The following is a 25,891-nucleotide window of genomic DNA, read 5'->3' as shown; positions in this document are numbered from 1 at the left end:
CCCGTTCGACAAGAATTTAATAAAACGCCATGATGCACTAAAAAAACGACATCTCTTATCAGGTAAGATTATGGCTGAGCCGGATATCCAGAAAATAGGCTTCCTTCCTACCCCCAGTTTTCAATGCTCTCATTCGTCTCGGCACTGGAGCCTCTGCGGGCGGCTAACCGCCTCAGCGAACAGACCTGTTACGAGTGGCATATTTTTAGTCAGGACAACCTGCCGGTGTCGGCAAGTAACGGCCTTCCAGTCGCGCCGGACCGTCAGTTTCACGAAACCGACGACATTGACCTGATGATTGTTGTGGCCGGTATCGGAACAACGCTGGTCCGGGACAAGAAGCTGTTCGAATGGCTAAGACAGCTTTCCCGCCGGGGCGTTGCGCTGGGAGCAACATCAACCGGCTCGCTGTTGCTGGCCAGGGCTCGCCTGCTCACCAATCACCGATGCACTATTCACTGGGAGAACAAGGCCAGTTTCGAAGAAGAATTTCCCGAGCTGAACATCACCGGCGAGCTTTATGAAATCGACGGCAATATCATGACCTGTTCAGGCGGCCTCGCGAGTCTGGACATGATGTGTCACAAAATTGCCCTGGAACACGGCGCCACCCTGGCAATGGACGTCGCCGAGCAGTTCATTCATCCGCAGATCCGTGCAGCCAATGAGAAACAGCGGATGGGATTGCAATTTCGCCACAACACCAATCATCCAAGGCTGCTCAAAGCGATTCAACTGATGCAGACGCAAACGGAAGAAGTGCTCAGCTGTTCGGAAATCGGTGAAAAAACGGGCCTTTCGGTTCGGCAGATGGAGCGCCTGTTCCGTGCTCACCTGAAAACCACGCCGAACGCCTTCTACATGCAACTCCGGCTTGAGCGGGCAAAGCATCTGCTGATGCAGTCCACCCTGAGCGTCACCCAGATAGCCGCCGCCTGTGGCTTCAACTCCACCTCCTATTTTTCCCGCTGCTACATCAAACAATTTGATATGACGCCACGGGAGCAGAGGCAGAAACGCGAAGGCGCCTGACGACATCTCGTCGCGTTTCTACCAATCACCGTCGTTTTTTTCGCTGCCAGACCGTCCGCAAAACTCAATCATGGGGCAACAATAATAGAACGGGATTTGCCCTCATGGCCTGCGAGTCGCTCTCATCACGGATTCTTGAACTGGATGCCTGCAACCTTCCCGACGACCTGTATCGGGTGGCAGAAACCTGCCTGCTCGATCTGTTGGGGGTCGCCATTGCCGCCGGTGAAACATCCCTGGCCGGGATCGCCCGGAAGTTTGTACTGAGCCAATTCCCGGGCGACCAGGCACTGCTCTTCGGTGAGGGCTCCGCATCGTCCATCGGTTCCGCACTCTATGGCGGTTGGCTGATTGATGCCCTTGATGGCCACGACGGTCATGTACTGACCAAGGGGCACGCCGGTGTCGCCCTGCTGCCTGCTCTCCTTGCGCTGCCGGAATGTGGACGGCTGTCCGGCCGGCGGTTCCTCGGTGAACTGGCTATCGGTTACGAAGTGGCGATCCGGGCAGGCATCTCATTGCATGCCTCAGCCTGTGATTACCACACTTCCGGTGCCTGGAACTGCCTCGGCGTAGCCGCGATGGCGGCGCGGCTAAAGCAACTGAACGCTGATCAGCTTGACCATGCGCTGGGCATTGCGGAGTTCTATGGCCCCCGCAGTCAGATGATGCGTTGCATCGACTACCCGACGATGCTGAAAGATGGCTCAGGCTGGGGTGCCATGACGGGCCTCTCTGCCGTCCTGCTGGCCCAAAGCGGGTTTACCGGAGCCCCGGCCCTGCTGCTTGGTGAAGCAGCCGGGGCGGACGAGACCGTGGCATCGGCCTGGCGGAATTTTGGTGATCAATGGCATTTCCGGCAAACCTACTTCAAGCGCTTCCCGGTATGTTACTGGGCACAGCCGGCCGTAGAAGCCACCCTGTCATTGATGGATCAGCTCACGAATCCCCGAGATATTGATCATATTGATATTACAACGTTCCACCAGGCAAAACGCCTCCACACCACCATGCCGCACAACACCGAGCAGGCCCAATACAGCCTGCCCTGGGCCGTGGCCTGTGCCCTGCATGGTCAAACCATTGACCAGCACTCCGTCACGACTGACCTGTTGAATCCGGATATTCAGCGACTGGCCCGAACCGTCACGGTGACAGAAAACGAAACGTTCAACCTTGCATTCCCGGCCCGTCGCTTCGCCCGGGTAACACTGTGCCTGAACAATGGAACAGAGCTGGTCAGCCAGGATTTTGAGGCCAGAGGAACCCCGCACCAGCCACTTTCAGAGTCCGAGATGGTGGGAAAATTCCGGCAACTGAGCCAACCGGCCATCGGGCCTCAAAGCGAAGCCATCATCAAAACGGTCAAGACGCTGCTAAACCGGCCTGCGTCTGACCTTCTGAACCTGCTGGGCCCAGTGCCCGCCACGAACCATTCCCGGACTGCCACTCAGCCCCTGGACACCAATCATGCTCCCTCGTCTTGACCGGATTACGCCAACCCAGTCCCGCTACCTTGCCTTCATGGAGAGCCTAAAACGCGCCGGATTCCGGGGGGAGTTATCTCCCGATTACGCCACCCGAACCGTTCTGGCAACGGACAACTCCATTTATCAGGTATTGCCTCAGGCGATTGTGTTCCCGAGAGACAGACAGGACCTCCAGTGCCTCACATCGCTGGCCGGCAAGCCGGACTGGAGCGACATCGTACTCAGCCCGAGAGGTGGCGGTACCGGCACCAACGGGCAATCCCTGACCGACGGGATCGTTGTTGACCTCTCGCGCCACATGAACCGGATCCTTGAAATCAACAGCGAAGAGCGATGGGCCCGGGTTGAGGCCGGAGTGGTCAAGGATCAGCTCAATGCGGCAGTTCGCTCCCGTGGACTGTTTTTCGCACCGGAACTCTCCACCAGTAACCGCGCCACAATTGGGGGCATGATCAACACCGATGCCAGCGGACAGGGCTCGGTGATGTACGGTAAAACCCGGAACCATGTGCTCGACCTGGTCACTGTTCTGATGGACGGCTCCGTACTTCACAGCCACCCCCTGTCGCCGGAAGACGAGTCTGCAGCGCTTAACACAAACGATCGCACGGGAGAGATCTATCGTAAACTTGTGGACATCTGGGACCGTCGACGGGAAGACATCCAAGCCCGCTTTCCGAAGCTGAACCGTTGCCTGACCGGTTACGACCTGGCCCACATACGTGATGATGACGGGCGTCTGAATGCCAACAGCGTTCTTTGCGGCTCCGAGGGCACACTGGGGTTCATTGCCGAGGCCCGAATAAACCTGGAACCCATCCCTGAATTTCAGGCCTTGATTGTGGTTCAGTACGACAGCTTCGACGCATCACTGAGAGATGCCCGGACACTGATGCAGGCGCAACCGGCGTCGATAGAAACGGTGGACAATAAGGTTCTGGACATGGCCAGGACAGACATCGTCTGGGAAGGCGTGGCACCATTTTTCAGGACCGGCGAAGGCCACGTGGCAGGCGTCAATCTGGTCGAATATACCGCCGCCTCGGAACAGGAACTGGAAGACGGTATCGCGAGACTGACCCGGATTCTCGATGCATCAGAACATACGGGCTCCCGGACGTACTCCATTGCCCGGGGAGCAACACCGGTCAACCGCATCTGGGCCATGCGCAAACGTGCCGTGGGGCTGCTCGGGAAGACAGCGGGTGAAGCCCGCCCCATTGCCTTTGTCGAGGACACGGTCGTTCCCCCCGAACACCTGGCGGACTTCATTATGAAGTTCAGGGCCCTGCTCGACCGTGAACAGCTGAACTACGGTATGTTCGGACATGTGGACGCCGGTGTTCTGCATGTAAGGCCTGCGCTGGACCTGAAGCAGGCGGAAACCATCGAGCGGGTCCGCAGGGTCACGGAGGAAGTCGTCAAGCTGGTCAGACAGTATGGTGGTCTGCTGTGGGGCGAGCACGGCAAGGGGTTCCGTTCGGAATTTGCTCCCGATTTCTTTGGCGACCTGTATCCGGAGCTGCAGGCCGTCAAGCGTGCCTTCGACCCGAACAACCAGCTGAACCCCGGAAAAATTGCCACTACGTCTGCCCGAATTCCGCTCACCCGGCTGGACGAGCCTGGGTTGCGGGGCCAACTCGATCGTACGATACCGGCAAAAAGTCTCGCCCATCAACAGGATGCAATGAACTGCAATGGCAATGGCGCCTGCTATAACTACGACCCTGACGACGCCATGTGCCCGTCCTGGAAAGGCACACGGGACCGGCGTCACTCGCCGAAAGGTCGGGCCTCGCTAATGAGGGAATGGTTACGGTTGCTCGGAGAGCATGACATTGATAGCGAACAGCTCGCCCACCAGACGGAGGCCGACACGGGCCTGCGAACAGCATTCCGGAAAACAGTGAACACCTTCCATCGGGCTCGTGGAGACTACGACTTCTCCAACGAGGTGTTTGACTCCATGGCCGGATGCCTCTCCTGCAAGTCATGCGCAAGCCAGTGTCCCGTTCAGGTGGATGTCCCCGAATTCCGGACTCGATTTCTCCAACTGTATTACGGACGGTACCTGAGACCGGTGAAGGACCATTTCATCGGGCAGCTTGAGCAGATGCTACCCTGGATCGCCAATCCGCTTATACGGCCCATATACAACCACCTGATGCGCCTCGGACTGATCAGGTCACTGCTCAGAAGAGCCGGGATGGTAGACAGCCCACTCCTGAGCGCACCCTCTCCTGTCGCAGCGGCAAGGGATCTGGATATTGACCTGGCGAACGAAAAAACGCTGAGTGCACTTTCAGACAAGGAACGGGCACGTGCCGTGATTATCGTTCAGGACGCATTTACCAGCTACTTCGAAACGGATACCTTTTCAGCGATTCTCAAGTGCCTGAAAAAGCTGGGGTTCAACGTTTGGCTACTGCCTTACCACGCCAATGGCAAGCCGCTGCATGTGCATGGGTTCCTGCAACGATTCCGAACCATTGCCGACAGCCACACCAAGCTTCTCAACAGGTTTGGGCGATTCGGGATACCTCTGGTCGGCATTGATCCTTCCATGACACTCGCCTATCGCTCCGAGTACAGAAAATATGTGAACGCCCGGGTACCACGGGTCAGTTTGCTGCAGGAGTTCCTGTCGGAGCACCGGGCATTCCTGGAAAGCCGCGCCACGATATTCACAGCCGGAGAGGTGTCACTGCTGGGACATTGCTCCGAGAAGACCAACGCAATGGGCAGCATGACGCAATGGCAAACCGTGTTCGAAGCACTGGGCCAGAAGCTGACAATCGAGGCATCCGGGTGCTGTGGCATGGCGGGCACCTACGGCCACGAAACCCGCAACAGAGAAACCTCAGCAACGATTTATGACCTTTCCTGGCGCGGGAAAGTGGAGTCCCTGGGTGCCGCGAATATCGTGGCCACCGGCTATTCCTGCCGGTCCCAGGTCAAACGAATTCAACAGGAGAGAATAAGGCACCCGATGGAATATTTGCTTGAGCGCGTGAATGAAGGAACAGCGACCTAGTATGCACCGACCAGGGCAAGGAAACCGAGGAACCCGGCGGTGGTGATTCCCATGGACAGAACCACGATCCCAAACCCCCACCAGATGGCTGCACTATCGGAAACAGGCACATCATGGCCCCGCAAGGTGCGGTAGAATGCCCAGGGACCTAGAATAAACGCACCTACCACAGCAAACACTAGCCCGACACTGATACCAGCAAAAGTCCAGGTAGCTAACACCGTTGCCCGGTCGGACACCTGCTCCCGAACACCGTGACGTAACAAGAATTGCTTACAGAAAAACCAGATCAGGGTGAACAGGACAATGACAAAGACCAGTCCGCCAACAATCGTGACAATACGATACAGCAAGATGTAACCTCAATGACTATTAGTCCGGAAAATAAGGCTCAGGAAGAGCCTCGAATGTTGGTCGTGCGAAAAGGTACCCCTGATACAGATTAATACCCTGCGACCGCAACCAGGCATATTCGTCTTTAGTTTCAACGCCTTCTGCCACAATATTGCCACCCAGCTTTTGCATCATGGTAATAATGCCTGCTACCACGGCCTGCTTGTTGGGTTCCTGGTGGATATTGCGTATCAGGTCCATATCCAGTTTCAGAAGATCAGGAGGGCTGAGCGTCATGATATCGTAGCGGGAATATCCGGCGCCAAAATCATCAATCGCCGTACTGAACCCCATTTCCTTGTAGTCCTCTATGATCGAGGCAAGGTGCTCTACCGATGTCAGCTTCTCGTCCTCAATAACCTCAAATATGATCTTCGAGGTATCAAAATCATATTTTTTCGCAGCCGCCAACGTAGTGCGAATGCAATATTTGGCTTCATACACAGCATTTGGCATGAAGTTAATGCTGAGCATGGCCGCCATATTGAGCCGGGAGGCAAGCTTGACCGCTTTAACCCGGCAAATCTGGTCAAACGTATACCTGTTACGCGCATTTACGTTTGCCAGAACACTCATCGCCCCCTCACCGCCAATACCCCTGACCAAAGCTTCGTAAGCAAAAACCGTTTTACTCTGCACATCAACGATGGGTTGGAAGGCAAATGAAAAGGAAAAATCCAATCCCTCGCCGCACGCACATTGCTCACATTTAGACTCATCAAACAAAACGGCAGGCCGATTCACACCCTCTCCTTGACTGCCCCCAACGAGCAAATTGAGTTTAGAATCAATAAACTTTTCCAACTATAGCCTCGAAGCCCTCCCCGGTAAAACGTCATTCACTCAAAACTCTGGCATCCCCCAACCACAGGGCTACACTGACAGCTACGGTTCTATACGATTGAAGAAACAAACAGGAGTTCGCGGAATGGCCCAGAAAACCCGAATCGCAGTCACCCCTGGCGATGGCATTGGCCCTGAAGTTGTCGCCGAGGCTGTGCGTTGCCTGGAGACACTGCGTTCCAGGCACAACCTGGACCTGGAATGGACCCGTTTTCCCTGGCCGTCCCATGCCTGGCATGAAGAGCATGGCGAGTCGATGCCGGAAGACGCCCTGGAGCAACTCAAAGCATTTGATGCCATCCTGCTGGGTGCCCTGGGCGATCCGGGGCCGGTCGACGATCCACAACGCTACCTGTTGCCAGACAGCGTTTCCCTGGCGCCGTTACTGGATATGCGCAAGGGGTTTGATCAATGGGTCTGTGAGCGCCCCGCACGGCTACTACCCGGCGCACGCCAGTACCTGGCCGATGAACGCGCCAAAGACATCGACATGCTGGTCATCCGGGAGAACAGCGAGGGCGAATATGTCAGTCAGGGCGGTCGCCTACGCAAAGGCACCCCGGACGAAGTCGCCACCCAGATAGAGGTGTTCACCCGTTACGCCACCAATCGGATCATTCGCTATGGATTTGAACAGGCACGCCTGCGCGCCGGCGAACGGATGAAACAGGGGCGCACACGTCGGTTCAAGACCCAGGACGGCCGCACTTGCGAAAGCCAGGTTTGCATTGTCACCAAGCGCAATGCCCTGCGTTACTGGGGTGATATGTACTCCGAGGCCTTTGAAGAGATCAGCAGGGAGTACCCGGATGTGGCCACTCACCACGAACTCGTGGACGCTGCCTGCATGAAGTTCGTGCAGTGTCCCTGGGCGTTTGACGTGGTGGTTGCCAGTAACCTGCAGGGTGACATCCTGACGGATCTCGCCGCTGTTTTGTCGGGGGGCATGGGGGTCGCCCCTTCCTGCAATCTGAACCCTACGGATCCGAAGATGCCGTCCATGTTCGAGCCCACCCACGGTAGTGCCCCGGATATCGCTGGCCAGGGCCTGGCGGACCCCACAGCCATGCTGTTTACCACCGCACGTATGCTGGAGTGGCTGGGACGCAAGGACCCGGCGCTGGCTGCTGCCGGCCAGAAGCTGTTTGATGCCGTGGCGGCGGATCTCGCGGAAAACGCCGGAGCACAGCGCGGCACCCATGAAGTCGGCACCGCAATCTGCCAGCGACTGAATCAGGGCAATTAATCTTTCTCATTCATTTGAAAAGCGACTTTTTGGGGCTAGGCTGCAAGAGGGACTCAATTCACTTCGGGAGGTGCACCGTGACCGACCATAAAGGCAAGTTATCACCACTGCTGAAGCAGGCGACTGGCATCACCGCAGCCAAGGGCGAGGGTGCCTATATCATTGATCCGGAAGGCCGGCGATATCTTGATTTTACCTCCGGCATCGGTGTCACCAGTACCGGTCATTGCCACCCGAAAGTTGTGGAGGCAGCGCAAAAACAGGTTGCTACCATGATTCATGCCCAGGCCACCACGGTGATGAATCCTCGGCTACCGGAACTGGCGGAAAAACTCGGCGAACTCACCCCGGACCCGTTGAATGCGTTCTTTTTCTCCAACGCCGGCACCGAGGTGGCGGAAGGCGCCATCCGTCTGGTGCGACAGGCCACCGGTCGTCCTAACATCATTGTCTTCCATGGCGGCTTTCACGGGCGCACCATGGGCTCCCTGTCGCTGACCACTTCCAGTGTCGGGCTCCGCGCCGGGGTCAGCCCGATGATGGGGGGCGTTGTCGTGGCGCCCTTCCCCCACGCTCACCACTATGGCTGGAATCTGGAGGACACCACCGATTTCTGTCTGCGCGAACTGGACCGGATCTTTGTCACCTATTCCGCCCCCAGGGAAACCGCCGCCATGCTGATCGAACCGGTACAGGGTGAAGGTGGCTATGTACCCGCCAACGCCAGGTTCCTGAAAGGTCTGCGTGAGCGCTGTGACAAACATGGCATTATGCTGGTGTTCGATGAAGTTCAGGCCGGCTTCGGTCGCAGCGGCCAGTTTTGGGCCCACCAGCATTTCGGTGTGACGCCGGACGCCATCATGATCGCCAAGGGTCTGGCCAGCGGCTTTCCGATTTCAGCGCTGGCGGCATCGGAAGAAACCATGGCCAAGGGCTGGCCCGGCTCCCAGGGTGGCACATACGGCGGCAACGCGGTCGCCGCCGCCGCTGCTATTGCAACCATTGACGTCATTCGCGAAGAAGGTCTGGTCGAGAACGCCAACAAGATGGGCCAGCGCCTCTGGGACAGTCTCCACAAACTGAAGAACGACTTTCCGGACATGGCGGACGTTCGCGGTATGGGCCTGATGGTGGGCGTGGAAATGCGCCGTGACAACGCTCCGGACGGCGAACGGGCTGGCAGGATTCTCAAGGAATGCGAAAAACGTGGCTTACTGATGTTGCGCTGTGGTCCCTATCAGGAGATCGTGCGCTGGCTGCCGCCGCTGATCGTCAATGAACAACAGATTGACGAAGCCGTGACTATTTTTGAGGAAGCTCTGAAAGCAACCGCCTGAACTGCCTGATAACGCAGATAAACGAAAAGGGGCCGCTGATTCGGCCCCTTTTACGTTCTTTCCTGCCTACTCTGACATCACAAACTCAAGCCGACCGGGGGCCACGCGGACGTCCATTGGCACCATGCCGACCATCCGCTGGGCAAGGTCCGTGTCGTCCAGACGATAGACGGGCATGGTCTCCAGCATGTGCGCCACTACCCGCATCACGTTATCGGTCACTGGCTTGAGATCACCCTTGAACAATGGTGAATCAATACTGCTCTCGAGCAGTTGCAGACGACGGATATAAACCGCTCTTTCCTCGGAATCGTAAACTGGCGCGCCCTCCACTTTCAGCGCCAGGTCCACCGGAAGCTTGGCCATCAGCGCATTGAGTGCCACCTGCCCCCTGAGATCGATAACGGCCACATCCCGGCCGTCAGGCCCCAGAGTGATGTCAGCATCGTTCAGACTCAGGCTCAGCGGTGATCCACTTTGCAGTTGTTTCCGGTCAAAGTCAGTAACGGCATCCTGGAGATGGCGCTCCAGGGTGCCTTCGGAGATGGAGTACGGCGACAGGCTGGCACAACCGCTAATCAGACTCACCGCCAAAATGAGGACGGCCGACAGAACAGATGATCGTTTGACTACCATGGATGTATCTCCGGAATGATCATGAATACGAGAGGCCAGCCTATGCTATCGCGACCATGAGGTAGGTTAAGAATTCGTTAGGAACGATCACTCGTTCTCCGCGTGAGCCTCCACATGGGGCGTCAGGTCATCACTTACGATGACCTTCAGCAGTATCGGCTGACAACAGACCTGGCAGTCCTCAACATACTCCTGCTCCTGTACTGAGGGGTCGACGCTGATTTCCAGCGTCTCCCAGCAGTACGGACATTGAATGAGAACGGAATCCAGGGCTGACATATCCACCTCAGAATTGCTGCTTCGCCATCCAGGGTATAATCCGGTCGAACGCTTCTTCCAGCTTCTCGCAGGTGGTCGAGAAACTGATCCTGACCGCGTTGGTACAGTGCTCACCAAAGGCATCGCCGGGAACCATACATACGCCGGTTTCCTTCAGCATGCGCAGAGAAAGATCGGAACCATCCACGTGAGGCGGCAGATCCGGGAACGCAAAGAATGCACCGCCTGGCTTGTAGCCGGTCAGATGAGGCGTTTGATCAATCAGCTCAACCACCTTGTCACGCCGCTCCCGATAAATGTCCACCATATCCCTGACGCACTGCTGATCCCCCGTCAATGCCGCAACCCCGGCAAACTGGGACGGCGTGTTGGCCACCGAAGTAGTGAACATGTGGTAGCGACGCAGGGACTTGATGGCCGCCTGGCTCGAAATAACCCAGCCAATCCGCAACCCCGCCATACTGTAGGTCTTGGAAAAGCTGCTGATGCACATGATGTTATCCAGGTCCATCGAGCAGTTCAGCACGCTGGCAAAGTCATCATCGTCGAAAATCAGATGGTCGTAGACCTCATCCGCATACACCTGAACACCGCGGTAAGCGCATTCTTCCAGGATCGTCTCCACCGTGCTGCGGGGATAAACCGCGCCGGTGGGGTTGTTCGGATTATTAAGGATCAGGGCAAAGGTACGGGCTCCCATGGCTCGGATGACTTCGTCCGGATCCAGTTGATGATTGTTCTCCGCGCGCGTGGGGACAAACTTGACCTCGCCACCGTTCATCCGGATCAACGGCGCATAGAGCAGGAATGACGGGTCCGTCACGATAAACTGCCGCCCCGGTGCCGATGTGGCCGAAATAGCCAGGTACATAGCCTCCGTGGCACCGCTTGTAATCAGGATATTATCCCGGGTCAAGCGCCGGTTATAACGTTTGCCGTAGTAATCACGTAACGCCACCAGCAGTTCCGGCAAGCCTGCGTCCATGGTGTAACCGGTCTGCCCCGCATTCAGGGCATCGATATAGGCATCGATAATGTGTTTTGGTGTTGGCAAGTCAGGCTGGCCAATGGACAGATGAATCACGTCCTTCATGGTGGCCGCCATATTCACCATGCGGCGAATGCCGGGAACCGGCACCGCCTGCATGGCGGGGTTCCAACTAGCCTTGCTCTTGCGATACTTCACTTTCCGCGGCTTGGTCTGGCCAATTTCGTTGTTGGCGGCTTCGGCCATAAGAATACCTCCTGCAAACAAGGCAAAAAAGAAGCTACTCATGCAGGTTAGTCAGTAAAGAAGAGGGCGACAAGGCATAACAACAGAAAGATTCAGGGTCTGGATCAACGGTGATTTTCCGGCCACTGAACACCCCCGTTTCAGCAACTCAGGTTGACCGTCCGCCACCTGCGAACCAGACTGTACAAGACTGGGTTGTAACGCCTTGCCATACGCGCCAGGCGCCCCAAACAGCGTTTTCAGGTGAGTGGAGGACAGATGACAAAACACAGCAAGCCGGTCGTAACCGTTCTGACTGCCCCGGACGAACAGGAACCGCCTGGAATGGATGCCCTCCGGGCCAGAGCCACCGTAAGGTTTGCCTGTGACGAACCCACCCTGCGAGAGACCCTGCCAGGCACAGATGTGATGATGGTGACGGACTTCCGCACCGAAGCCCTGGAAGCGGCTTGGCCTGCGGCGGACAAACTACAGTGGATACACGCCACCAGCGCAGGGGTCGATGCTCTGATGTTTCCGGCCCTGATCAAAGGCGACGTCACGGTCACCAACGCCCGGGGCATTTTCGACCGCACCATCGCGGAGTATGTGCTCTGCACCATTCTGATGTTCGCCAAGGACTTTCCCCGCTCCATTCGCCTGCAGATGGACCATAAGTGGCGGCATCGGGATACCGAACGTGCGCAAGGCAGTCAGGTGCTGGTGGTGGGCGCGGGGTCCATTGGTCGCCAGATCGCCCGCCTGGTCAGCGCCGTCGGCATGAAGCCCCACGGCATCGCCCGCAGGGCCCGTCATGACGACCCTGACTTTGTCGCGGTGCACAGCAACGACGACCTGTTCGAACAACTTGCGCTGGCGGATTACGTGGTGATCGCCGCGCCGTTGACACCCCAGACCGAAGGTCTGTTCGACCAAAAGGCGTTCAAGACCATGCGCCCGCACGCCCGGCTGATCAATATTGGCCGCGGCCCCATTGTGAAAACCGATGATCTGGTCGAGGCCCTGCGTGATGGCGAGATCTCCGGCGCCGGCCTGGATGTGTTTGAGGAAGAACCGCTGCCTGAAGATCATCCACTGTGGGACATGGAGAACGTCATCATGACGGCCCATATGGCCGGCGATTTCATCGGCTGGAAGCGTGCCCTCACCGACCAGTTCCTGGAGAACTTTGATCGCTGGCACGGTGGTGAGGAGCTGTTTAACCTGGTGGATAAGGAGCTTGGGTACGCTGGGAGCAAGTAGTCGAGTCCGGAGCGGGCGGAAGGGCCGTATTCCAAAACACGCTGTGGATACATCCCTGTACGCTCGGCTCCGCCATCCATGGCTCCGCACGGTTTTGGAATACGGCCCTTCCGCCCGCTCCTCCGAGCATTTGTCCCAGTTCGGGGCATGACGTAGGTCGGATTAGCCTCAGGCGTAATCCGACAAACATTCCGGCATCACAGCATAGGTCGGCTTAGGCCCGCAGGGCAGTAAACCGACAACATTATCTGGCCGCGTATTGTTTCTGCAATGGCAACAAATCAAACACCCGCTCCGGATTATTCGGATCCACCAGCTCTGTAGACGACTTATAAACCCTCGGCGTCGTGTATAGCAGCTTCAGCGCCGTGCTATGAGGCATGGCCATGTACCGCTCACCATGATTCTCCTCCAGCCACTTCCGCACCCGCGGCGCCATGTTGTGTCCCATTTTCGGGAAGAAATGGTGCTCCACATGGTGACTGAACCGGAAGTGCAACCGATCCAGAACCGGATGGCTCCGCAGGCTCATGGAGTTATCCAGCGGATTATTGGTAGCCGTCTGCGGACGCAGGAAATGATTGGTGAGGATATACCCCTGCCCCAGGGCGTTGGCCACCATGAACGGTATCAACACCGTAAACAGTGCCAACGGCCCGGAAATCACCGCCAGCACCGCCCAGACGGCCATGCAATAGAAAGTCTGACGAATCGCCTTGCTACGATCGAAACCCTGGAACTGCCTGCGGCGCTTGGCCTGGAACCACAGCACCAACTGCGCATGGAAGGTGAACGAATAGGTCAGGAACAGGTAGCTGTACCAGGTCCCCGAACCCGGCGCCAGCTTGGTGAACTTCTTCTGCTTGGGATCGGTCTTGTAGCGACGCAGGGTACCAAAACTGTCCGGATCCGTATCCCCGGCGTTGGTATTGCCGTGGTGCACCACATTGTGCCACTTCCGCCAGAACTCCGGCGGCACGATCAAAGGCCCGAACCCCAGCCAGCCAAAGAAATTCTGCCAGCGCTTGCTCATCCCCAGCGCCCCGTGCAATACCTCATGGGCCAACAGCGCCTGACAGCCAATGGTGTGCCCCACCACCAGCCCAAGCCCCAGATTTGCATACCACGGCAAACCCGCCAGCAGAATCGTCGCAATCCCACCCCAGATGATCAGCTGCAACGGCAGAAACCAGATCACCCGCCAGGTCTGCGCCTGAAACGTATCCGCCGGCAGCTCCTTCTTCATCCGGTCCCGAAGCTCGCGCTCATCGGGTTTTCCAAACACAGCATTTCCCATGGAATCGGGCTTTACAGCAGCGTTCATTCGTCACCTTTCATTCTGAAAACACAATGGCTCAGCACGCCTACTTGAATTTGAGCGTACAAGTGTGAGCCGAATTTACAGAAAGAAAACAACAATGACAATGGCAGTTAGATGAATATTTGGTGATTAAAATATTATTTGCGTACACGCGTATTCGCGGAAAGAGAAGCCATCACCGGAGCCGGAGGCGCTGGGCGGGTGGACCTTCCACGGGATCTCTTCGGCCATGGATGGCCGAAGCGAAGCGCACAGGGATGTGCTTGTAGCGTGCCCGTGGAAGGTCCACCCGCCCAGCGCCCCACTCCGAAGCAAAAGAGCCAAAGGAGCAAAAAAAAACGGGAGCCCCAAGGCTCCCGTTTCACATACACCAGACAAAGCTGAACGTCAGCTACCAGACAACGACTGATCCGAAGGATCAATCTCCATCTGCTGAATCGCAATCACCGCCTGAGTCCGGTTCCGAACTCCAAGCTTCCGGAACACCGCCGTAATATGTGCCTTGATGGTCGCCTCCGACACATCCAGATCATACGCAATCTGCTTGTTCAGAAGCCCCTCGGCCAACATACCCAGCACCCGGAACTGCTGCGGCGTCAGCGACGCCAGCTTCTCGGAAAAATCCGTCATATCCGAATGCATCTGCTCAATCTTGTCCGCCACACCTTCCGGCAGCCAGACATCCCCTTCCAGGACAGCCTGGATCGCCTCGGTAATGGTCGGCAGCGGCGCCGACTTCGGAATGAAGCCGGACGCCCCATAGTCGATCGAACGACGCATCACCTGCAATTCCTCCGATCCCGACACAACCACCACCGGCAACCCCGGATACTGCCCGCGCATGAACACCAGCCCGGAGAAGCCGTGGGCACCCGGCATATTGAGATCCAGCAGCACCAGATCCGCATCCGGATGCGACTCCACCGCCGCCTGCAGCGCCTTGATGCTGTCGACCTCGACTGTTTCCGCATCAGGAACCGCCTGACTGACCGCCTGCTTCAAAGCTGCACGAAACAGCGGGTGATCATCGGCGATGATAATGGTTTGTGTCATTCAACAGATTCCTCACAGGTACACGGCCTGATAACAAGCAGGCCTTACTTGTTCGCACGACCACTGATCAGGTCATCCACCACACCCGGGTCCGCCAGTGTGGAGGTATCGCCCAGCTGATCATGCTCGTTTGACGCGATTTTACGCAAAATCCGGCGCATAATCTTGCCAGAACGGGTCTTGGGCAGTCCAGGCGCCCACTGGATCACATCCGGAGACGCGATCGGACCAATCTCCTTACGCACCCACTGGACCAGCTCCTTCTTCAGCTCGTCCGATGGGTCCTCACCGTGAACCAGGGTTACGTAGACATAGATACCCTGCCCTTTGATCTCGTGAGGGTAGCCTACCACAGCCGCCTCGGCGACTTTGTCATGGGCCACCAGGGCACTTTCCACTTCGGCGGTACCGAGACGGTGACCGGAGACGTTCAGTACGTCGTCCACCCGACCCGTGATCCAGTAGTAACCATCCTCATCGCGACGAGCGCCGTCACCAGTGAAGTACATGCCCTTGTAGGTGCTGAAGTAGGTCTGCTTGAAGCGTTCGTGGTCGCCGTAGATGGTGCGCATCTGGCCGGGCCAGCTGTCCAGGATAACCAGGTTACCCTCGGCCTTGCCTTCCAGGATATTGCCGTCGTTGTCGACCAGCGCCGGTTTGACACCAAAGAACGGCACAGTGGCGGAGCCCGGTTTGAGATCAATGGCACCGGGCAGCGGCGAAATAAGGATGCCGCCGGTTTCGGTCTGCCACCAGGTATCCACGATCGGGCACCGACTGTTACCGATGACGCGATGATACCACTCCCAGGCCTCCGGGTTGATGGGCTCACCCACGGAGCCCAATAGACGCAGGCTGTCGCGGGTAGTGCCATCCATGCAGGACTCGCCTTCGGCCATCAGCGCGCGGATGGCGGTGGGGGCGGTGTACAGGATGTTCACCTTGTGCTTATCCACCACCTGGCCCATACGGGATGTGTCCGGGTAGTTGGGTACGCCCTCGAACAGCACCGTGGTAGCGCCGTTGGCGAGCGGGCCGTACAGGATATAGCTATGGCCGGTAACCCAACCGAAATCGGCGGTGCACCAGTAGATGTCACCATCGTGGTAATCAAACACATACTGATGGGTCATCGACGTATAGACCATGTAACCACCGGTGGTGTGCAGAACGCCCTTTGGCGCACCGGTAGAGCCGGAGGTGTACAGCATGAACAGCGGATCTTCCGCGTTCATCGGCTCAGCCGGGCAATCCGTTGACGCACTCTTCATAAGCTCTTCGTAGCTTACATCCCGAGCTTCATTCCAAGGCACGTCACCACCGGTACGCTTGACCACAATCACCTTGTCGACATTGGCGTTGGCGTCGTTGCTCAGCGCCGCGTCTACGTTCTTCTTCAATGGAATCTTGCGACCGCCACGGACACCCTCGTCGGCGGTTACCACAAAACGGGACTTGCCGTTGGCAATACGGGCACCGAGTGCTTCCGGAGAAAAGCCGCCAAAGACGACGGAGTGGATAGCGCCGATACGGGCGCAAGCCAGCATGGCAACGCCTGTTTCAACAATCATCGGCATGTAGATAGTGACCACATCCCCTTTTTTTACACCCTGATCTTTCAGGACGTTGGCGAACTTGCAGGTTTCTTCATACAGTTCGCGATAGGTCACATGGCGGGAATCGGCCGGGTCGTCACCCTCGAATATAATAGCGGTCTGATCGCCACGCTTTTCCAGGTGACGGTCCAGACAGTTGGCGGCGGCATTGAGCTCGCCATCCTCAAACCATTTAATGGAAAGGTTGTCGTAATCGTAGGTGGTATTCTTGACCCGGGAAAACGGTTTGATCCAATCGAGGCGCTTGCCGTGCTCCCCCCAGAACGCATCCGGATCCTGAATGGACTGGCGATACATCTCCTCGTACTGATCACGATTCAGCAGCGCGTGCTTGGCCACTTCCGGACTCACCGGATAAACGTGTTTTTCAGTCATTGTGCTCCCCCTATAGTTTAGAGTCTGTTGTCATTATCGGTTTTGTAATACAGAGAGTGTCGGGCATCTCGGCCCTGAAGACGGATAGCTGTAGTTCAACATGTGTGCCACCACACAATGAATTAGACTAACGTCCTAATGTTCCTGAACTTTTCTACGAGACAGGAGCTAAACCCATATGATAACAACGGGTAATCACGTTATTTGAGAGCCTGGATAAAAGGATAGCCCTGTCACACCGAACCGCAAGGTGTCGGAATGGGATTTCAAAAAAGGGGGGGTACCAAAGGCGCCCAGCCATAGACCAGACGCCTGACGGGCCATCAAGCAGCTTTCTTGCGCGCTTTTGCACTACGAAGACTGTACAGCTTACGCTCTTTCAGGGCGTACTGATTCAATCCCGCAAGGTGAGTCTTGCGCAAATAAAATGACCAGTCGATCCGGCGGGCATCCACCGGGAACAACGCCTGATCCTGCTCCCCCATCCTGGAGGCCAGGGCCTGCAGGGAATCATTGCGGAAAACGTAGTCTGGTGCGGTGTAGAAGCCAAAAATCGTTGCCAGGGAACGACTGGTGTCGAGGTTTCGCAACATTTTAAGTTCCCGGTTCTGACCCAGCATTCGCATAACCCGACTGGTCAGGCTTAACGGTATTCGCATTCCGCCTACCACAGCGTCGAATAGCTTACGGTTCACCGCAATGAATGGTTTGCTCGGCTGACGATAGAACAGTTGTTCATAAGCAGCGTAGTTGGCCTTGGACTCTGCCATCAGATGATCAATGAATTCGCCCAGGGAAATGGGGTTGCTGCTACCGCTGCAACACTGGTAAATCCTGCGCTGTGGTGGCTCAACCAGAGCTTCAGCAAAGGACAGAATGATAGCGTTGGCAACCAGGTCCACCGGAATCACATCAATGATACCGCTGCGCTTACCGGGGAAAAGCGTTACTTTCTCCCTGGCGTAGGCAAGGATAATGGCATCGGCCACTTTAACGCCTTCAATCCAGCCCGGGGCAGGTTCTTCCAGAGCGCTTTCAATAATGGAGGGCCTGACGATGGTCAGTGCACGCTTATCCAGAGCTTTCATCAACAGCTGCTCACCCAACCACTTGGTAAAGGTGTAGGTATCACTCCAACCGTAGTGGTTGGCCTCCTGAATCCCCAGATCAACCAGCTTCTTTTCCAGCACCTTTCCGGAATACCGGGATCGGACGTCGGCAATTTTGTCTTCCAGAAGCCGGACCAGCTCGTCTATCTCATAGTAACCTGCCGTGCTACGGGGAATGTTCTCACCGGCGGGTTTAATGACCGATTCGGTCACCTGACCGGAATTCTTGCCATTCACGTAGCAGGTGGACACCTGAATAACCGCCATCCTGTTGTTCCGCCGAGCCAGTTCCACCACGTTATTCAGACACAGGGTGTTGATGGTGAGCGCCTTATCCAGTTCTTCGCGGAAATTCACGCTTGCGGCGGAGTTGATGAACGCATCCACCTGGTTGGCAAGTGTCGCGAAGCGCTCGGGGGTCAATCCGAAACGGGGCTTCGTCACTTCACCGGTAATACAGTGCACCCGCTCTTCAATAAAGGTCTCGAAGGCCTCGTTATCCTCCTGACGCAATCTCTCGAAAACCGAAGAAGTGGCAATTTCGTGAAGGAAACGCTCACGGGCATTGGGGTGCCGTTTGTTTCCCCGGATCAGCAGATGGATCCCTCCAATGTCGGGAACCGCACGAATCAGTTTTTCCAGAACCACCTTACCCAGGAAGCCAGTTGTGCCCGTTACCAGCACATGCCTGCCGCGCAAATGTTCAAGAACGGTGGAAGATGACTCTGAAGTTTGAAGCTGTTGTACCATGCCGAGAACTCCTTCTCATAAATAGTCTGTGGCTATGAATGCTTCTTTCCTGACCGTCTACAGCCCTATGGCGAACATAAAGAAAGCACGAGGATAGCTGCTGCATTAAGCAGGCCACTATCCGAAAAAAAGAGATTAATAATTGCACGACTTCGATGACAGTGCGGTGACACAGGACAAATGTACGCTACAAACAGAAACAATCAAATGAAATAAATGTTGGGTGCGGGTATCCCGCGATAGGCGAGAAGAATGGGATCAGGAACGATCCCTGTCAGACGCTGCCAGCGACCGCAAAAGCTGGTCCAGCGAAATATCGGTGGGCTGTTCCTTCAACGCTTTAACCAACTGATCCTGCTCACCAAAACGTCCCCGGTCATAGAACGGAACTGGTGACTCTGCAATCTGTCCAGGTGCCGGCTCTCTATTATCCCGGAAGGAAGCGACCTGGTCCGCCAGCTGGCGTAGATGAGCCGCAAAATGATGGCGCTGCTCCACAGACAGATTCTCCCATTCGAAAGCCGCCAGACCGGTCTGGATAATCTCGATGGTGGTCTCATCCAACGTGCGCCCCAGCAGTGCAAACAACCCGTTGAATGCATCATATCGAAGCATCGCAGCATCCTTTTCCTGAGCCAGCAACTCACCCAGCTCCCCGACCAGCTCCAGGCTCCTTTCCTTCACACTGACAGACCGTCCACCGGCAGGTGGTTTCTTCTTCTGCGGCGGGGTCCGGCGAGAAGCCTCATACCAGTATGCGGCAATCCCCGCCTTTCGCGGGCTCACCTGACCAAGGCGCAGGTGCAACATGTCCGCGAGGGTGCGAAACTGCCGACAGGAAGGATCCGACGACGGCATCAGCGCAACGGGACGCTGATCCAGTACTGATTGCCGCAGGGTTTCGTCCCGCCATACTGCCCCCAGGTAATGAAGTGAAAGCCCCAGATGACGTTGTGCCGCGGAATCCAGGCGCTGGAACACGGAGCGGGCCTGACTGGCCCCCTGGGCCATGTTCACCAGCACACTGGGAACCCTTTTATAACCGCGCCGCTGGAGAACCTTGATCAGAGAAAAGGCGTCGGTCAACGACGCCGGATCGGGAGTGACCACAACACAGGCCAGTTCCGACGCGGCAATCATATGCAGTCCGACGGCCTGAAGACCCGCAGCGGTGTCGGTAATGACATAGTCATACCGGGTTTCCAGCCGGTGTAAGGCTTTGAGAATACTCACGCTGGCCCCGGCATCCATATCAAGGCATTCCTGAACACCGGAAGCGCCAGGGACGATATGCAGATCATGGTCCACAGCCATGATCACGTCACCCAGGGAACATTCACCGGAAATCACATTGGCCAGGGTCTTACGGGGATACCGCCCCAGCATGATGCTGACATTCGCCAGATCCGTGTCACCGTCCAGTAGAAGAACACGGCTCCCCTCCCTTGCAAGAGTCAGCGCAAGGTTCAATGCCACGGATGTTTTTCCCACGCCACCTTTACCGCCGGTAATTGCAACCGTTCGGGGCTGGTTCACTTTGTGCTTTGCTCGCGGGGTAGCCGTCATCGCCAGTGTTGAGCATCCATAATTGAAAGGAATAAAGAGCCACCGTAACCTGTCCAAATTCTACACATATCACAAACTGGATAACACAACGTTCAAAATTTCAGCAATAACAGTTTAATAAATCCACGTTATTGTCTAAGCTCTTGACGGACAAGAATAATGAACATGTCGTCAGAGCATAGCGACACAGGCGTTCACAGGTAGCCCATGCAAACAGCCCCAGACATTCAGTTACCAAGTCTTCCGGAGGTTACCCTGCGAGCGCTGGAAGCCTGTCACCAGGACGACAGCTACCGCAAGATCAGTGATATTGTTTCCACCGACACCGCATTGGCCGTCCGAGTGCTTGCGGTTGCCAATTCCGCACTTTACGGACCTGCCACCCAGTTACACTCAATTGACCAGGCCCTGTTACGCCTGGGCACCCAGCGCTTTCAAACCCTGTTATTGACAGCAGCTCTCCGCCAGATGATGCTTGAGCTGGGTGCGGATCAATGGCAGCAACTGCGGGATTTCTGGCGACTATCTCTGACCACGGCGCTAACCGCAAGGGCACTGGCCACCCTCACCCGTTACCCGGAACCCGATCAGGCATTCATGCTGGGCATGCTCCACAACATCGGAGAACTTCTTGCCCTGAAATCTCCCCCCGGCGAAGCCCGGCAATACTATCTGAACCACCAGTGCGATATTGCAGCAGAGCTGGTCCGGTCCTGGGGGCTGGGTGCCATGGCGGAAGATGCCATGCGATACCAGCAGGCTATGCCGTCAGAGATCCGGGATGCAGGACATCTGGTCAAACTGATTAGCCTCGCTACCAGATTGGCGCTGTCGGATACCGCAGGTATCGCGGCGGCGGGTACGGTGTTTGGTTTGAGCGAGGACCTGACTCTGGAGATCAACCGGCGTATCGACCGGGAAGTCACTGGCGTCGCGGAATCTCTTGGCATTCCCCTGAACGACGAATACAACCCTACTGCAGCTCAGCGTCAATTAAAGCGTGCTGTCCTTGAACAAACCCTGGCCTGCCATGCCCTTAACATGTCATCCCTGGACGGCACACCGGCAAAGGTCCTGGCGGACACCGTCAGCAGCCTGACCCTGATCACCGGCCTGCAGGCACTGTGCTTTGGTCGCACGACCGACGGCCTGACCCTGCTGTCCGGAACCATCAGTGACATCCCCAGTCTCAGCATCGCCAGCAACCCGGGCACCAGCGTCCTGACTGAAGCCTTTGTCCGGCAAAGAGCCGTTCATCTGGCGGATCGAAATCAAACGGTTCTGGACCGTCAACTGCTTTCACTACTGCGCACACCGTCACTGCTCGCCGTCCCCGTCGTCACGGAGACCGGATGCCCCGGGGTGTTTGTACTGGGCACGGATAACACCAATTCAGTTGCTGCCGAAAACATGGCCACTCTCTTTACCGCCGAACTGGCCAAATCCCTGGCCCGCGGGGAAACCGGGACATCCCACACCGACGACCAACTGGATGCGGAACTGGCGCAGCGTTCACTGCGCAGCCAGCTTCACGAAGTCAGCAATCCACTGACGATTATTCGGCAATATATTCATCAGCTTCGTCACCGCCTTGACGATACTGACATACAAAGTGATCTGGATGTGATCCGGGAAGAACTGGATCGGGCCGGGGACTTGCTGTTACGAATCAGTCGCCCGGAGGCAGTCGGAGATTCCGGCGACACCGCCAGCGCGGTGCTGAATCACGAGATCCACGTCCTGAAGGAGCTTCTGGAAGATGGCCTGTTCGCCGATGAAAGCAAACAACTGGCAATTTCCCTGTGCCAGGATGACACCGGGGTTGCAGCCTCTCCATCGACCATCCGACAGATCCTCATCAATCTGGTTCGCAATGCCGCCGAAAGTCTGGTCGAGGGGGACCAGGTGACCATCAAAACATCAGCCCCCGTCTGGCAGGATGGCCGGACCTGGGTCGAACTTGAAATTTCCGACAACGGTGGCGGCATTCCTGAAAAGATCAGGAACACCTTGTTCTCACCGGTAACAACCAGCAAGGGGAAAGGTCACAGTGGACTGGGCCTGAGCATTGTTAAACAGCTCATCGACGACATGGAGGGCAGCATCGCTTGCCGCACGGGGAATGAGGGCACGGTCTTCAGGATACTATTTCCCGCGGCAGGCAACCAGAAGAACGATAACGGTTGAAGAATAACGGGCAAACACCAATGAAACCTGCGCACTCAGAACAGCCTTTCAGCGACCAGATACCCGCAAGGATTCTCGTGGTCGATGACGAGCCGAGGCTACTGGCGAGTCTCGGTTCCCTGCTTCGCGGCCAGGAGTATGCTGTCACCGAAGCAGCAGATGGTCACAGTGCCTGTCAGTTGATTGACCGCCAGAGCTTTGACCTTGCGATGCTGGATTTACGCATGCCCGGGCTGGACGGGTTCGAGGTCATGAGGCACATCGCTTCCCGACAACCGGATTGCGGCATTGTCGTTGTCAGCGGTGAGAGTTCCTTTGACTCGGTAAGCCGCGCCCTGCGGCGCGGCGCGCTGGACTATATTCGCAAACCCTTTGATCCCGACGAGCTCCTCACCACCGTTGAAAGCGTGCTTGAAAAACGGAGTCTGTTACGCGCCCACGAGCACATGCGCGGGCGTCTCGAAAAGTCCGAGGCACTGCACCGATATATCGTCAACAGTTCGCCGGACATCGTCTTCATGCTTGATAGGGACGGCCACTTCTGCTTTGTGAACAGCAAGGTTGAAAGTATGCTGGGGTACCATCCGCAGGAACTGTGTGGTCGCCATTTCCGCCACATTATTGATGACCGGGATGTCGCCCGGGGCACCTACGCCCTCAATGCCCCCAATATCTCGGCGGATAACCCCCGCACCCTGGAAGTTCGCCTGAAAACCCGGGGCAGCCGTCGCGCCAACCGCCACTTTGAAATCACCGCCTTCCCGATAGACCCGGAAACCTGGCCACAGGCGGGTGCCGACAACCAGGGCAACGGCCGGGAAGCCCGGTACTATGGTACTGCCCGGGATGTCACTGAGCGTAAGGAAGCGGAAGCGTTTATCAACTTCCAGGCCTATCACGACCTGTTGACCCGTTTGCCGAACCGGGCCCTGTTCAAGGACCGGCTGGAACTCGCCATTACCCACGCCCAACGGGGCGACCAGAAACTCGCGGTGATGTTCCTGGACCTCGATCGCTTCAAAGTGATCAACGACACCCTGGGCCATGCCATGGGGGATCGTTTGCTGCAGGCAGTCACCCATCGACTTGAACGCTGCCTTCGCAAGGGTGACACCCTGTCGCGGTTTGGTGGCGACGAGTTCACGTTACTGCTGCCATCAATCCACAGCCACGAAGACGCCCGGCTGATTGCGAAGAAGCTGATCAAGGCTCTCCGTTCCCCGTTCCAGTTGGGCGAACACGAAGTATTCGTCGGCGTCAGTATTGGCATTTCCATTTTCCCGGAGGCCGGGAAGAGCATGGACCACCTGATCCAGAACGCGGACATCGCCATGTACCATGTCAAGGCCCGGGGCAAAGACGGCTATCGCTTCTATTCCGAAAGCATGAGCATTGACTCGGCAAACCGCCTCAGCCTCGAACGGGACCTGCGGCTGGCTCTGGAACGTGATGAGTTACGGGTCTTCTATCAACCCCAGGTCTGCGCGACGACCAATCAGGTCGTGGGACTGGAAGCCCTGGTGCGGTGGCAACACCCTGTACGGGGCCTGCTCTACCCCCGGGACTTCCTGCCCCTGGCGGAAGAAACCAGACTGATTACCCAGGTCAGCGAATGGGTCATGAACCAGGCCTTTCGGGAGGTAGGACACTGGATCCGCTCCGGCCACCAGGATCTCCGCCTGGCGGTAAACCTTTCTCCCATACAGGTAGAACACCCGAAGTTTGTGGACACTCTGATGCATCAGGTGCGAGCCAGCAATTTCCCACCACGAAACCTGGAAATTGAGATTACCGAGAACCTGATCATGAACGATCTGGAACAAATCAGCCAGAAACTGCGGGAGCTGGTCGATTTCGGCGTTCGCATTGCGATTGACGATTTTGGCACTGGCTATTCGTCTCTCAATTACATCCACCGCCTGCCGATCCACACCCTCAAAGTCGATCAGTCCTTCGTCAAAGCGATTCGCAGTGGCGAAGAAGGTGCTTGCATCGTTAACGCCATTGTCGCCATGGCACATGGGCTCAGGTTGGAGATCATAGCGGAGGGCGTTGAGACAATCGAACAGCTGAGCTACCTGAAACATCTTGGCTGCCATCAGATCCAGGGTTTCATCCATGGCGCGGCCAAGCCCGCCGAGGTCATCGAAAAATGCCTGGGCCATCTTCCTGCCCCGGCTGCCGCACTCTGACCTGCGCGTCACCCTCCTGATTGCTCTCCACGCAAAACCATTGTCGAACAATCTTATTATAAATATTGAATTGGTTTGCAAAGTGTTTCATTTCGTTATTTTGTGTATCTGGAAATGCGCGGTGCTGCACATAATTCCCTCCGTCCCTTCCCTAGAGTGAGATCCACAAGGCGTTGTCACCGGAAAGCCGACAGGCAGTCGAGCCAACAATCACAAAAACGGCGACAACATCCCCAGGATCTGGACAGGCAGCAGTGATCATGCGCGACAAGTACAAATATATCGGCCCCGTTTACGACTTCCTCAGCAACCTGTACAGCGGAAAAAATATCCATCGGTGCAAGACCGCCATGCTGGATGTGGAAACCATAGGTTCCGGATCACGCATCCTTTTCGCTGGTGTTGGCCATGGACGGGATGCGATCCGCGCCGCCGAGCTGGGTGCTGACGTAACGGTGGTTGATCTGTCGGAAACCATGTTGCGCAAATTCGGCGAAGCGCAGGAGAAAGAAGCACCTCACCTGACAATCCGCCGCATCCACAGCGACATCATGAGGGTCGAGGAATTCGGGCAATACGATATGGTCGTTGCCAATTTCTTTCTCAACGTGTTCGACGAAGACATGATGGTGCGGGTGCTGGAACACCTGATCCGGCTTGGCACAGCGGACGCCAAGGTGGTGGTGGGCGATTTCTGCTACCCCACCGGCAACATCGTCGCCCGGTTATTCAAGAAAATGTACTGGTACATGGCCGTCTTCATTTTCTGGCTCTTCGCCAACAACGCCTTTCACAAGATCTACAACTACCCCGAGCACATGCAACGCCTTGGCCTCCACGTCACCGAGAAGAAGCACTTCAAGTTGCTGAACATGAACTGCTACTGGTCGATCCTGGGTCAGAAACAGGCTTGAACAGGAACCCTCAGACACGCTCTGAACAAGAAAAAACCGGGG

The 25,891-nt window shown here is 56.6% G+C and carries 19 protein-coding genes; 9 read left to right on the top strand and 10 right to left on the bottom strand.

Annotation, left to right across the window (positions count from 1 at the left end):
• Positions 1-123: 123 nt before the first annotated feature.
• The 3 genes from EHN06_RS05925 (at position 124) to EHN06_RS05915 (ending at position 5,556) form a co-directional block, all read left to right on the top strand.
• Entirely contained in the window at positions 124-1,032 is a 909-nt protein-coding gene (locus EHN06_RS05925) for a GlxA family transcriptional regulator (RefSeq protein ID WP_127331063.1), read from the top strand.
• A gap of 104 nt (positions 1,033-1,136) precedes the next feature.
• Positions 1,137-2,519, top strand: coding sequence for an MmgE/PrpD family protein (locus EHN06_RS05920; RefSeq protein ID WP_127331061.1), 1,383 nt, complete (start codon positions 1,137-1,139; stop codon positions 2,517-2,519).
• Complete coding sequence (locus EHN06_RS05915) at positions 2,503-5,556, top strand: FAD-binding and (Fe-S)-binding domain-containing protein (RefSeq protein WP_127331059.1); 3,054 nt, start codon at positions 2,503-2,505, stop codon at positions 5,554-5,556. Before EHN06_RS05920 ends, EHN06_RS05915 begins: the two co-directional genes overlap by 17 nt.
• On the opposite strand, the gene EHN06_RS05910 is transcribed toward EHN06_RS05915, so the two are convergent.
• Entirely contained in the window at positions 5,553-5,909 is a 357-nt protein-coding gene (locus EHN06_RS05910) for a hypothetical protein (RefSeq protein ID WP_164735584.1), read from the bottom strand. The genes EHN06_RS05915 and EHN06_RS05910 overlap by 4 nt on opposite strands.
• A gap of 19 nt (positions 5,910-5,928) precedes the next feature.
• A complete protein-coding gene (locus tag EHN06_RS05905; RefSeq protein WP_206075766.1) occupies positions 5,929-6,693 on the bottom strand; it encodes an EAL domain-containing protein in 765 nt (254 codons plus the stop codon).
• Positions 6,694-6,877: 184 nt separating this feature from the next.
• Between EHN06_RS05905 and EHN06_RS05900 the strand changes: the two genes are divergently transcribed.
• Both EHN06_RS05900 and EHN06_RS05895 read left to right on the top strand, forming a co-directional pair.
• On the top strand, positions 6,878-8,038 hold the full coding sequence (locus tag EHN06_RS05900; RefSeq protein ID WP_127331057.1) for an isocitrate/isopropylmalate dehydrogenase family protein: 1,161 nt from the start codon (positions 6,878-6,880) through the stop codon (positions 8,036-8,038).
• Positions 8,039-8,115: 77 nt separating this feature from the next.
• Positions 8,116-9,375 carry an aspartate aminotransferase family protein gene (locus EHN06_RS05895; RefSeq protein ID WP_127331055.1) on the top strand — a complete coding sequence of 420 codons (1,260 nt, stop codon included), beginning with the start codon at positions 8,116-8,118 and terminating at the stop codon, positions 9,373-9,375.
• Between the two features lie 66 nt (positions 9,376-9,441).
• Here EHN06_RS05895 and EHN06_RS05890 read toward each other — a convergent pair whose 3' ends face one another.
• The 3 genes from EHN06_RS05890 to EHN06_RS05880 form a co-directional block, all read right to left on the bottom strand.
• Positions 9,442-10,011 (bottom strand): DUF1439 domain-containing protein, encoded by a 570-nt coding sequence (locus EHN06_RS05890; RefSeq protein ID WP_127331053.1) that lies wholly within the window; start codon positions 10,009-10,011, stop codon positions 9,442-9,444.
• A gap of 87 nt (positions 10,012-10,098) precedes the next feature.
• Positions 10,099-10,290 (bottom strand): CPXCG motif-containing cysteine-rich protein, encoded by a 192-nt coding sequence (locus EHN06_RS05885; protein WP_127331051.1) that lies wholly within the window; start codon positions 10,288-10,290, stop codon positions 10,099-10,101.
• Positions 10,291-10,297: 7 nt separating this feature from the next.
• Complete coding sequence (locus EHN06_RS05880; protein ID WP_127331049.1) at positions 10,298-11,524, bottom strand: pyridoxal phosphate-dependent aminotransferase; 1,227 nt, start codon at positions 11,522-11,524, stop codon at positions 10,298-10,300.
• A gap of 258 nt (positions 11,525-11,782) precedes the next feature.
• Between EHN06_RS05880 and EHN06_RS05875 the strand changes: the two genes are divergently transcribed.
• Entirely contained in the window at positions 11,783-12,766 is a 984-nt protein-coding gene (locus tag EHN06_RS05875; RefSeq protein ID WP_127331047.1) for a D-2-hydroxyacid dehydrogenase, read from the top strand.
• A 244-nt stretch (positions 12,767-13,010) separates the two neighbouring features.
• On the opposite strand, the gene EHN06_RS05870 is transcribed toward EHN06_RS05875, so the two are convergent.
• From EHN06_RS05870 to EHN06_RS05850, 5 genes are all read right to left on the bottom strand, one after another.
• A complete protein-coding gene (locus EHN06_RS05870) occupies positions 13,011-14,090 on the bottom strand; it encodes a fatty acid desaturase family protein (RefSeq protein ID WP_127331045.1) in 1,080 nt (359 codons plus the stop codon).
• Between the two features lie 384 nt (positions 14,091-14,474).
• The gene (locus EHN06_RS05865) at positions 14,475-15,140 is read right to left on the bottom strand and encodes a response regulator transcription factor (RefSeq protein ID WP_127331043.1); all 666 of its coding nucleotides are present in this window, start codon (positions 15,138-15,140) and stop codon (positions 14,475-14,477) included.
• Between the two features lie 44 nt (positions 15,141-15,184).
• On the bottom strand, positions 15,185-17,131 hold the full coding sequence (acs, locus tag EHN06_RS05860; RefSeq protein ID WP_127331041.1) for an acetate--CoA ligase: 1,947 nt from the start codon (positions 17,129-17,131) through the stop codon (positions 15,185-15,187).
• 323 nt (positions 17,132-17,454) lie between these two features.
• The gene (locus EHN06_RS05855; protein WP_127331039.1) at positions 17,455-18,990 is read right to left on the bottom strand and encodes a fatty acyl-CoA reductase; all 1,536 of its coding nucleotides are present in this window, start codon (positions 18,988-18,990) and stop codon (positions 17,455-17,457) included.
• Positions 18,991-19,248: 258 nt separating this feature from the next.
• Positions 19,249-20,556 carry a MinD/ParA family ATP-binding protein gene (locus tag EHN06_RS05850; RefSeq protein WP_127331037.1) on the bottom strand — a complete coding sequence of 436 codons (1,308 nt, stop codon included), beginning with the start codon at positions 20,554-20,556 and terminating at the stop codon, positions 19,249-19,251.
• Between the two features lie 207 nt (positions 20,557-20,763).
• On the opposite strand from EHN06_RS05850, the gene EHN06_RS05845 reads away from it, so the two are divergent.
• The 3 genes from EHN06_RS05845 (at position 20,764) to EHN06_RS05835 (ending at position 25,849) form a co-directional block, all read left to right on the top strand.
• The gene (locus tag EHN06_RS05845; RefSeq protein WP_127331035.1) at positions 20,764-22,743 is read left to right on the top strand and encodes an HDOD domain-containing protein; all 1,980 of its coding nucleotides are present in this window, start codon (positions 20,764-20,766) and stop codon (positions 22,741-22,743) included.
• Between the two features lie 20 nt (positions 22,744-22,763).
• On the top strand, positions 22,764-24,935 hold the full coding sequence (locus EHN06_RS05840; RefSeq protein ID WP_127331033.1) for a putative bifunctional diguanylate cyclase/phosphodiesterase: 2,172 nt from the start codon (positions 22,764-22,766) through the stop codon (positions 24,933-24,935).
• Positions 24,936-25,195: 260 nt separating this feature from the next.
• A complete protein-coding gene (locus EHN06_RS05835) occupies positions 25,196-25,849 on the top strand; it encodes a class I SAM-dependent methyltransferase (RefSeq protein WP_127331031.1) in 654 nt (217 codons plus the stop codon).
• Positions 25,850-25,891: the final 42 nt, after the last annotated feature.

The sequence above is a fragment of the Marinobacter sp. NP-4(2019) genome (assembly GCF_003994855.1).
Taxonomy (GTDB): domain Bacteria; phylum Pseudomonadota; class Gammaproteobacteria; order Pseudomonadales; family Oleiphilaceae; genus Marinobacter.
The sequence above is the reverse complement of the archived record's forward strand: the minus strand, read 5'-3'. Positions and strand labels throughout refer to the sequence as shown.

Bases quoted from the DNA above. Each gene is read 5' to 3' on its own strand.
- EHN06_RS05870 (WP_127331045.1), bottom strand. From the start codon at position 14,090: ATGAACGCTGCTGTAAAGCCCGATTCCATGGGAAATGCTGTGTTTGGA.
- EHN06_RS05915 (WP_127331059.1), top strand. From the start codon at position 2,503: ATGCTCCCTCGTCTTGACCGGATTACGCCAACCCAGTCCCGCTACCTT.
- EHN06_RS05875 (WP_127331047.1), top strand. From the start codon at position 11,783: ATGACAAAACACAGCAAGCCGGTCGTAACCGTTCTGACTGCCCCGGAC.
- EHN06_RS05865 (WP_127331043.1), bottom strand. From the start codon at position 15,140: ATGACACAAACCATTATCATCGCCGATGATCACCCGCTGTTTCGTGCA.
- EHN06_RS05845 (WP_127331035.1), top strand. From the start codon at position 20,764: ATGCAAACAGCCCCAGACATTCAGTTACCAAGTCTTCCGGAGGTTACC.
- EHN06_RS05885 (WP_127331051.1), bottom strand. From the start codon at position 10,290: ATGTCAGCCCTGGATTCCGTTCTCATTCAATGTCCGTACTGCTGGGAG.
- EHN06_RS05920 (WP_127331061.1), top strand. From the start codon at position 1,137: ATGGCCTGCGAGTCGCTCTCATCACGGATTCTTGAACTGGATGCCTGC.
- EHN06_RS05890 (WP_127331053.1), bottom strand. From the start codon at position 10,011: ATGGTAGTCAAACGATCATCTGTTCTGTCGGCCGTCCTCATTTTGGCG.
- EHN06_RS05855 (WP_127331039.1), bottom strand. From the start codon at position 18,990: ATGGTACAACAGCTTCAAACTTCAGAGTCATCTTCCACCGTTCTTGAA.
- EHN06_RS05880 (WP_127331049.1), bottom strand. From the start codon at position 11,524: ATGGCCGAAGCCGCCAACAACGAAATTGGCCAGACCAAGCCGCGGAAA.
- EHN06_RS05835 (WP_127331031.1), top strand. From the start codon at position 25,196: ATGCGCGACAAGTACAAATATATCGGCCCCGTTTACGACTTCCTCAGC.
- EHN06_RS05840 (WP_127331033.1), top strand. From the start codon at position 22,764: ATGAAACCTGCGCACTCAGAACAGCCTTTCAGCGACCAGATACCCGCA.
- EHN06_RS05900 (WP_127331057.1), top strand. From the start codon at position 6,878: ATGGCCCAGAAAACCCGAATCGCAGTCACCCCTGGCGATGGCATTGGC.
- EHN06_RS05850 (WP_127331037.1), bottom strand. From the start codon at position 20,556: ATGACGGCTACCCCGCGAGCAAAGCACAAAGTGAACCAGCCCCGAACG.
- EHN06_RS05925 (WP_127331063.1), top strand. From the start codon at position 124: ATGCTCTCATTCGTCTCGGCACTGGAGCCTCTGCGGGCGGCTAACCGC.
- acs (WP_127331041.1), bottom strand. From the start codon at position 17,131: ATGACTGAAAAACACGTTTATCCGGTGAGTCCGGAAGTGGCCAAGCAC.